The following is an 8,013-nucleotide window of genomic DNA, read 5'->3' as shown; positions in this document are numbered from 1 at the left end:
CCCCCCCCCCCCCCCCCCCCCCCCCCCCCCCCCCCCCCCCCCCCCCCCCCCCCCCCCCCCCCCCCCCCCCCCCCCCCACGGCCGGATTCTTCATAGGATGTAGCCATGAGCCAACCGAGCCAGCAGCCGAACTTCGACGTGCGCGGTGCCGTCGACCTGTCGTCCTTGAACCGTCCGTCGGCCCCGCCGCCCGGCGCGCCCGGTGGTGCGCCCGAGGCCGGCGGGTACGTCGTCGACGTGACCGAGGAGTCGTTCCCGCAGCTCGTGCAGGACTCGACGCAGTACCCGGTCGTGGTCCTGCTCTGGATCCCGACCGACCAGGCGAACGCGCAGCTCGGCACCGAGCTCGGCGCGATCGCGGAGGAGTTCGCCGGGCGATTCCTCCTGGGCCGGGTCGACGCGCAGACCTATCCGCAGATCGCCGCCGCCTTCCAGGTCGAGAGCGTCCCGACGGTCGTGGCGATCGTCGGCGGCCAGCCTGTCCCGCTGTTCCAGGGCGCCGCCGCCGGGGACCAGATCCGCGCCGTCCTGCAGCAGGTGCTGCAGATCGCCGAGGGCAACGGGGTCACGGGCCGGGCGCCCGCGCAGGGAGCCCCGGCGGGTGACGAGGCGCCGACCGAGCAGGCGGCTCCCGAGCCCGAGCTGCCGCCCCTGCACCAGGAGGCGTACGACGCGATCGAGCGTGACGACTTCGACGCGGCCGTCGCCGCGTACGAGAAGGCCATCAAGCAGGACCCCCGCGACCACCTCGCCACGGCGGGGCTCGCGCAGGTGGGGCTGCTGCGGCGCACGCGCGACCTCGACCTGCAGGCCGCGCGCGAGGCCGCCGCGGCTCGGCCCGCCGACCTCCAGGCGCAGCTCGACGTCGCGGACCTCGACATCCTCGGCGGCAAGGTCGAGGACGCCTTCGGGCGTCTGCTCGACCTGCTCGTCGGGTCGAGCGCCGAGGACAAGGAGACGCTGCGCCGTCGGCTCGTCGACTACTTCGAGATCCTCGGCCCGGCCGACCCCCGGGTCGGCAAGGCCCGCCAGCTCCTGGCGATCAACCTGTACTGACGCCAGCGCCCGCGCACGACGACGGCCGGTCTCCTCCCGCGAGGTGACCGGCCGTCGTCGTGCGCGGGTGCGGAGCCCGACGTGGTCAGGCAGGCGCCAGGTAGAGCACCCCGAGCGGCGGGACGCGCAGCGTCACGGAGTGTGCCCGCCCCTTCCAGGGCCGTGCCTCGGCCAGCACCTCACCGAGGTTCCCGACCCCGGACCCGCCGTAGACCTCGGCATCGGTGTTGAGGATCTCGCGCCACGCGCCGCCCTGGGGCAGGGCGAGGCGGTAGCCCTCGTGCGGGGTACCCGCGAAGTTCACGACGACGGCGACCTGGTTCCCGCCCGCGTCGCGCCGCAGGTATGCGACGACGTTGTGGTCGGCGTCCTCGGCGTCGAGCCACTCGAAGCCCGCAGGGTCGTGGTCGAGCGCCCACAGGGCGGGGGTGCGCCGGTAGAGCTCGTTGAGGTCGCGCACCTGGCGCTGGACGCCCGCCTTGCCGGGGTCGCCCAGCCCGGCCCAGTCGAGGCTCGCGGCCTCGTTCCACTCGGCGTGCTGGGCGATCTCGCAGCCCATGAACAGCAGCTGCTTGCCGGGGTGCGACCACTGGTAGGCCAGGAACGAGCGGACCCCCGCGCGCTTCTGCCAGTCGTCGCCGGGCATCTTGCCGTAGAGCGACCCCTTGCCGTGCACGACCTCGTCGTGGCTGATGGGCAGGACGAACTGCTCGGAGTACGCGTAGACCATCGAGAACGTGATCTCGTGGTGGTGGTAGCGCCGGTTGATGGGCTCCTCGGCGATGTAGCGCAGCGAGTCGTTCATCCAGCCCATGTTCCACTTGAGGCCGAACCCGAGGCCGCCCGCGTCGGTGGGACGTGTGACGCCGGGCCAGGCCGTGGACTCCTCGGCGATCATCATGACGCCGGGCGTGCGCCGGTAGGCGGTCGCATTGGTCTCCTGGAGGAACGCGATGGCCTCGAGGTTCTCGCGCCCGCCGTGGACGTTGGGGTGCCACTGGCCTGGGCCCCGCGAGTAGTCGAGATAGAGCATCGAGGCCACGGCGTCGACGCGCAGGGCGTCGACGTGGAACTCCTCGAACCAGTACGTCGCGTTGGCGACGAGGAAGTTGCGCACCTCGTTGCGACCGAAGTCGAACACGTAGGTGCCCCAGTCGGGCTGCTCGCCCCGCAGCGGGTCGGGGTGCTCGTAGAGCGGGGTCCCGTCGAAGCGCGCGAGCGCCCACTCGTCCTTGGGGAAGTGCGCAGGGACCCAGTCGAGGATCACGCCGATCCCGGCCCGGTGCAGGGTGTCGACGAGGTACCGGAAGTCGTCGGGGTGGCCGAAGCGCGCGGTCGGGGCGTAGTAGCTCGTGACCTGGTAGCCCCACGAGCCGCCGTAGGGGTGCTCGGCCACGGGCATGAGCTCGACGTGCGTGAAGCCGGTCTCCAGGACGTAGGACGTGAGCTGGTCGGCGAGCTCGCGGTAGCTCAGGCCCTGGCGCCACGAGCCCAGGTGCACCTCGTAGACGCTCACGGGGCCCGTGTGCGGGTCGCGGGCCGCGCGCTCGGCGAGCCAGGCGTCGTCGGTCCACTCGTGCCCGGACGCGACGACGACGCTCGCGTTGGCGGGCGGCACCTGCGTGCCCTTGGCCAGGGGGTCGGCCTTCTGGAGCCAGGCCCCGCCCGCCGTCAGGATCTCGTACTTGTAGAGCGTGCCGGGCCCGACGCCGGGCACGAACAGCTCCCACACCCCCGTGTCGCCCAGCGAGCGCATGGCGTGCGTGCTGCCCTGCCAGTGGTTGAAGTCGCCGATGACCCGCACCGCGCGGGCGTTGGGCGCCCAGACCGCGAACGCCGTGCCGCTCGTGGTCCCGGACGCCCCGGGCTCGCCGAGCACGCTCGGGTAGACCTTCGGGTTGGCGCCCAGGACGGTCCACAGCTCCTCGTGGCGCCCCTCGCGGACCAGGTGCTGGTCCATCTCGCCGAGCGTCGGCAGGAAGCGGTACGGGTCGTCCAGGAGGGTCGTGGTCTCGCCGTAGCGTGCGCGGACGCGGTAGTCGGGGGCGTGCAGCACGGGCGGGGTCGGGGCGCCGTGCGCGGGCTCGTCGACCGCCGCGGGCACGACCGCGACCCAGATCCCGTCCTGCTCGTGCGTCGCGGCGAACTCGCCGTCGAGGGTGATGATCGCGACCTCGTCCGCGAGCGGACGCAGGACGCGCACCGTGGCGGCGCCCCCGGTCCGGCCGCCCGGGAGGGGCACCGCGGTCAGGTGCGGGCCCAGCACCGCGTGGGGGTCGACTGCCCGGCCCTGGGCGACGGCCGCGAGCGCGACCGGATCGGCCGGCACCACGGGGAGCGGTGGGAGGGAGCTGCTCGGAGGTGTCGATGACCCGGTCATGGCCCAACCTTTCCACGTCGCCGGGGTGCGTGCGTACTCCCCGCGCCGCACGGGCACGCGCTCACCCCGCCCTCACCGGTCCGCGCCCGGTGTCGACGGTCCCGCGACGAGCTGGTTCGCCGTGCGCAGGACCCGGCGGGCGGTCAGCGCGGACTCCCCGGTCCGCCCGAGCGGTTCGGGAACCGACACCGTGAACGTCACGGACTCGCCGGGCAGGAGCGTCACGAGCTGGTCGTCGACGCTCGCCTCCGGGTGCACCTTGTCGACCAGGAGGGCCACGTCGCGCACGAGCGCCCGGGCCGTGACGACGACCTCGTACCGGCGACCTCCTCCGGGCCCGCCGACCGCAGCGGGCGTGCGGATCGAGCCCGGCACGGGCGTCGGCACCGGGGCGTCGGGGGCGACCTCCCGCACGGAGGCGTCCAGCCCGTCGTCGGCCAGGGCGCCGTCTCGCGGTTCCGCGAAGAACCACAGCCCGCGCTCGTCGCCCAGGCTCACGACGACCAGCTCGTCGCGGGCGCTCGCGGCCGTCGCGACGGCGTCCGGCAGCAGGAGCGTGCGCGTCTCGCGCGGCGCCAGCCCGACGGCGGTGCTCACCTCGGCGAGGACCGTCCCGTCGTAGCGCACGCGGCGCTGGACGAGCGTCCCGCTCCACGGGTCGGGCGAGTCGTTGACGACGACCACCGCGAGGGCCGAGGGGTCGCCGGAGACGGGCGCGCCGCCGTCGGGCCTGCGGGGCTGGACCGTGACCAGGCGGTCGCGGTACGCGTGGGCGAGGGCGAAGAGCGTGGGCTTGGCGCGACCGGCGCCGTCGACAGCGGCCCACGACGTGACGGGCCAGCAGTCGTTGAGCTGCCACACGATCGCGCCCGCGCAGCGCGGGCTCCACGAGCGCATGTGCTCGATCCCGACCGTCATGGCGTTCGCCTGGTTGAGGGACATGGCCCAGTGCCAGTCGTCCATGTCGTCGGGCAGCGGGAAGTGGGGGAGGAGGCCGTCGGTCAGCTTGTCGTTGCCCTGCGCGGCCTTCTGGTGCACGAGCATCCCGGGGGACTCGGGTGTGAGCGGTTCGTCGGACAGGGCGTCGCGCAGGGTCGACCACGTGGGCGGGCCCTGCCAGCCGAACTCGGCGACGAAGCGCGTGACGTGGTCGCGGTACACCTCGTACCCCTGGCGGTTCCACGCGTCCCAGACGTGCACCGAGCCGTGCGCGTCGAGGTTGGGGTGCAGGTCGAGCGTGCCCGACCACGGGCTGCCCGGCGTGTACGGGCGGCCCGGGTCGAGCTCGGCGAGCAGCGCGGGCAGCAGCTCGGTGTAGTACCCCAGGCCCCACGTGCGGCCCTGGAGGCGCGGCTGCCAGTCCCAGTCGTGGAAGCCCCACAGGTTCTCGTTGTTGCCGTTCCACAGCACGAGGCTCGGGTGCGGGGCCAGGCGGGTCACGTTGTCGCGCACCTCGGCCTCGACCTCGCTGCGCAGCGGCTCCTCCTCGGCGTACGTCGAGCACGCGAAGAGGAAGTCCTGCCACGTGAGGATGCCGCGCTCGTCGCACAGGTCGTAGAAGTCGTCGGCCTCGAAGATCCCGCCGCCCCACACGCGCAGCAGGTTGACGTTCGCCTGCTCGGCCTGGGCGATGCGCGCGGCGTACCGCTCGCGCGTCACGCGGTGCGGGAAGGCGTCGTCGGGGATCCAGTTCGCGCCGCGCACGAACACGGGCTGGTCGTTGACGACGATCACGAACGACGTGCCGGGCTCGCCGTCGTGCTCGTCGGGGAGCATGTCGAGGCGCACGGTGCGGAAGCCCACGCGGTGGCGGTGCGCGTCGAGCGGCCCGACGGCGGCGCGCGGCTCGTGCTCCTGGCGGTCGTCGCGCTCCTCGGCCGACGGCGCGGCGAGGAGCTCGACCGCGACCTCGTAGAGCGGCTGCTCGCCGAACCCGCGGGGCCACCAGCGCCGGACGGCAGGGACGTCGACGTCGACGACCGCGGAGGCCTGTCCTGCCGGGACCCGGGCGCTCGTGACGAGCCCGTCGACGTGGACCGCGACGTCCAGCGGGCCGTCGACGTCGGGGGAGCGCTCGAGGTCGACGTGGACCGTGAGGCGGCCGGGGACGGCGGCGTCGGGCGAGGCCGGGGCGTGCCCGTCGCCGGTGACCGACGCCACGGGCCGCACGGCCGCGAGCCGCGCGCCCGTCCACCCCTCGAGCGCGAGCGGGCGCCAGATGCCCGACGTCGCGGTCTCCAGTCCCCAGTCCCAGCCGAAGCTGCACGCCATCTTGCGGATCGCGTTGAACGGGTGGGGGTTGGTGTGGGGGCGATAGCCCATGGCCACGTTCTGCGCGGCGGCGTACGCGAGCGGCGAGGAGAAGCGCACGACGAGCTCGTTGGTACCGGGTCGCAGGTGTTCGTCGACGGGCAGGCGGTAGGTGCGGTGCTGGTTCGCGGTCTCGGCGAGCAGGTGCCCGTTGAGGGTCACGGCCGCGACGGTGTCGAGTCCGTCGGCGACGAGGTCGTGGCGCTCGTGCCCGTCGGGGGCCCACTCGAACGTGGTGCGGTACTCCCAGTCGCAGCGGCCGATCCACGCGAGGACGTGCTCGTTGTCGTCGAGGTAGGGGTCGGGGACGATCCCGGCCGCGAGGAGGTCGGTGTGGACCGTCCCCGGCACGGACGCGGGCACGGGCGCGTGCACCTGCTCGGCGAGGTGTGCGGGGACGGGGCCGGCGACGGCGCGCACGGTCCAGCCCGTGTGCAGCTCACGGCGGGTCGGGCTCGGCGCGCCGGTCTCGGTGCCAGGGGTCTGGGCGGGCAGGGATGTCAGCGCTGTCATCGTCGAGGGCGCGAGGTCTGCAGAGGCCGGGGCCGAGGTCACGGGGAAGCTCCAGAGAGTGAGGGGTCGTCGTCGAACCGCGTCACCATCATGCCTGGTGACGGTGGGTTTCCTGCGCAGCGGTCGGCGACGGCACGTCGCCCACGGCCGGCCGCGCGGCTACCGTCCGCCCAGCAGCCGGTCCACCGCGGTGAGCGGGATCGGCTCCCACGCCGGGCGGTTGCGCGACTCGTACACGACCTCGTACAGCGCCTTGTCGAGGACCAGGGCGCGCAGCAGCGCCTCGGTCGTCGCGTCCGAGAGCCCGGCGGTCCCGTCGTCGTCGCCGATCGCGCGCCGGTACGCCTCGACGAACGCGGTGCGCGCCGTCGTCGTCCACCGGGGTGAGCGCGCCCCGCCGACCGCCGCCGCGTAGTCGAGCGAGCGCACGATCCCCGCGACGTCGCGCAGTGGCAGGTCCGGGCGCGTGCGCTCGGCCACGGGCCGCAGCGGCTCGCCCTCGAAGTCGAGGATCTTCCAGCCGTCGCCGAGCGCGTGCAGGGCCTGCCCCAGGTGCATGTCGCCGTGGATCGCCTGGAGCACGGGAGGCGGCGCCTCCTCGCGGGCGAGTCGCTCGGCCACGCCGTCGAGGAACACCTCGACCTGCGCGGCGCGTCGCCCGAGAGGGGCGGACGAGGCACAGGCCTCGCGTGCCCGACGGCGCAGGTCGCCCAGCAGCCAGCCCGCCTCGAGCGGTGGCCCGGTCGGCAGTGCCTCGCGCAGCGCCCGGTGCATGGTCGCGAGCGTCCGGCCGAGGTCGGCCGCGAGGTCGGCGAACGAGGTGTCCTGGGCCGCGTAGGCGCACGCGAGCTCGAACCCGTCGCGCGCGTCCGTGACGAGCTCGCTCAGCACCGCGAGGTGCGCGGTCCTCGCCGGGCCCAGGGCCAGAGCGCCCGCCGGCACGTCGAGCGGCTCCCACGTCGCCTCGACCCAGCCGAGCGGGCGCGGCACACCGGTCCACCCCACGCGGGCGAGCGCGTCGGGGACCACGACGTCCGGGTTGGGGCCGATCGCGATCGTCCGCAGGATCTTGAGGATCGAACCGCCCGCGACCCCCGGCAGGATCACCGAGGAGTTCGACTGCTCGCCGCCGACCATCCGGGCACCCGTCAGGTCGACCGGACGGTCGCGACCGTCCTGGCGCGCGTCGCCCGCTTGCTCGAGCGCGCCCAGGAGGGCCACCCACAGGTCGGGGTGCGTGGCGCCGTCGTGCACCGCGAGCGGGGCCGCGGAACCCTCGGGGTCGCTCGCCCCGCTCCCACCCCGTACCCCGTCCGGTCGCCGGTCCGGCTCCGGGACGAACCCCACCAGGCCCGGGAGAGGCGCGCGGCCCGTGCCCGCGGTGCCCGACGCCCCGGAAGCCCCCGCCGGACGCGCGTCCGCAGGCCCGAGGCCCGCCGGGAGCCCGCCAGCAGGCGTCACGACGAGGGGAACCTGGATCACCAGGTCCACCCCGTCACCCACGATCCGCAGGAGGTGCAGCGTGCAGCGCTCGGTGAGCGCGAAGCTCATCCACGGCACGTGTCGCACCGCGAGGCCCTTGACGGGGTACCAGCGCTGCGCGGGCAGCCACGCGTCGAGGAGCCCGAGCAAGCGGGCGTCCGGGACGGGGACGCGCTGCGCCGACCCGAGCGGCCCGGGGCGCGACACGACGGGCGAGGACGAGACGGTCTTCGGCACCACGTCAGCTCCTTCTGCCGGGCAGGTCAGGGCGT

General features: G+C 74.5%; 4 protein-coding genes. 1 reads left to right on the top strand and 3 read right to left on the bottom strand.

The window, feature by feature from the left end; genetic code table 11:
• Nucleotides 1-105 precede the first annotated feature (105 nt).
• The gene (locus H9640_RS18405) at nt 106-1,056 is read left to right on the top strand and encodes a tetratricopeptide repeat protein (protein ID WP_191792223.1); all 951 of its coding nucleotides are present in this window, start codon (nt 106-108) and stop codon (nt 1,054-1,056) included.
• Nucleotides 1,057-1,141: 85 nt separating this feature from the next.
• On the opposite strand, the gene glgB is transcribed toward H9640_RS18405, so the two are convergent.
• The 3 genes from glgB to H9640_RS18390 all read right to left on the bottom strand — a co-directional run bounded on the left by glgB (nt 1,142) and on the right by H9640_RS18390 (nt 7,981).
• Nucleotides 1,142-3,436, bottom strand: a complete 2,295-nt coding sequence (glgB, locus tag H9640_RS18400) for a 1,4-alpha-glucan branching protein GlgB (protein WP_191792222.1) — start codon at nt 3,434-3,436, stop codon at nt 1,142-1,144.
• A gap of 72 nt (nt 3,437-3,508) precedes the next feature.
• Complete coding sequence (locus tag H9640_RS18395; protein WP_225227465.1) at nt 3,509-6,259, bottom strand: glycoside hydrolase family 2 protein; 2,751 nt, start codon at nt 6,257-6,259, stop codon at nt 3,509-3,511.
• Nucleotides 6,260-6,418: 159 nt separating this feature from the next.
• On the bottom strand, nt 6,419-7,981 hold the full coding sequence (locus tag H9640_RS18390) for a phosphotransferase (RefSeq protein WP_191792221.1): 1,563 nt from the start codon (nt 7,979-7,981) through the stop codon (nt 6,419-6,421).
• Nucleotides 7,982-8,013: the final 32 nt, after the last annotated feature.

It is taken from the genome of Oerskovia gallyi, from assembly GCF_014836745.1.
GTDB classification, from domain to species: Bacteria; Actinomycetota; Actinomycetes; order Actinomycetales; family Cellulomonadaceae; genus Oerskovia; species Oerskovia paurometabola.
This window is presented reverse-complemented; position numbering and strand designations above follow the sequence as displayed.

Excerpts from the sequence above, each read along its gene's own strand:
- H9640_RS18405 (WP_191792223.1), top strand. The coding sequence starts at position 106 with ATGAGCCAACCGAGCCAGCAGCCGAACTTCGACGTGCGCGGTGCCGTC.
- glgB (WP_191792222.1), bottom strand. The coding sequence starts at position 3,436 with ATGACCGGGTCATCGACACCTCCGAGCAGCTCCCTCCCACCGCTCCCC.
- H9640_RS18395 (WP_225227465.1), bottom strand. The coding sequence starts at position 6,259 with ATGACAGCGCTGACATCCCTGCCCGCCCAGACCCCTGGCACCGAGACC.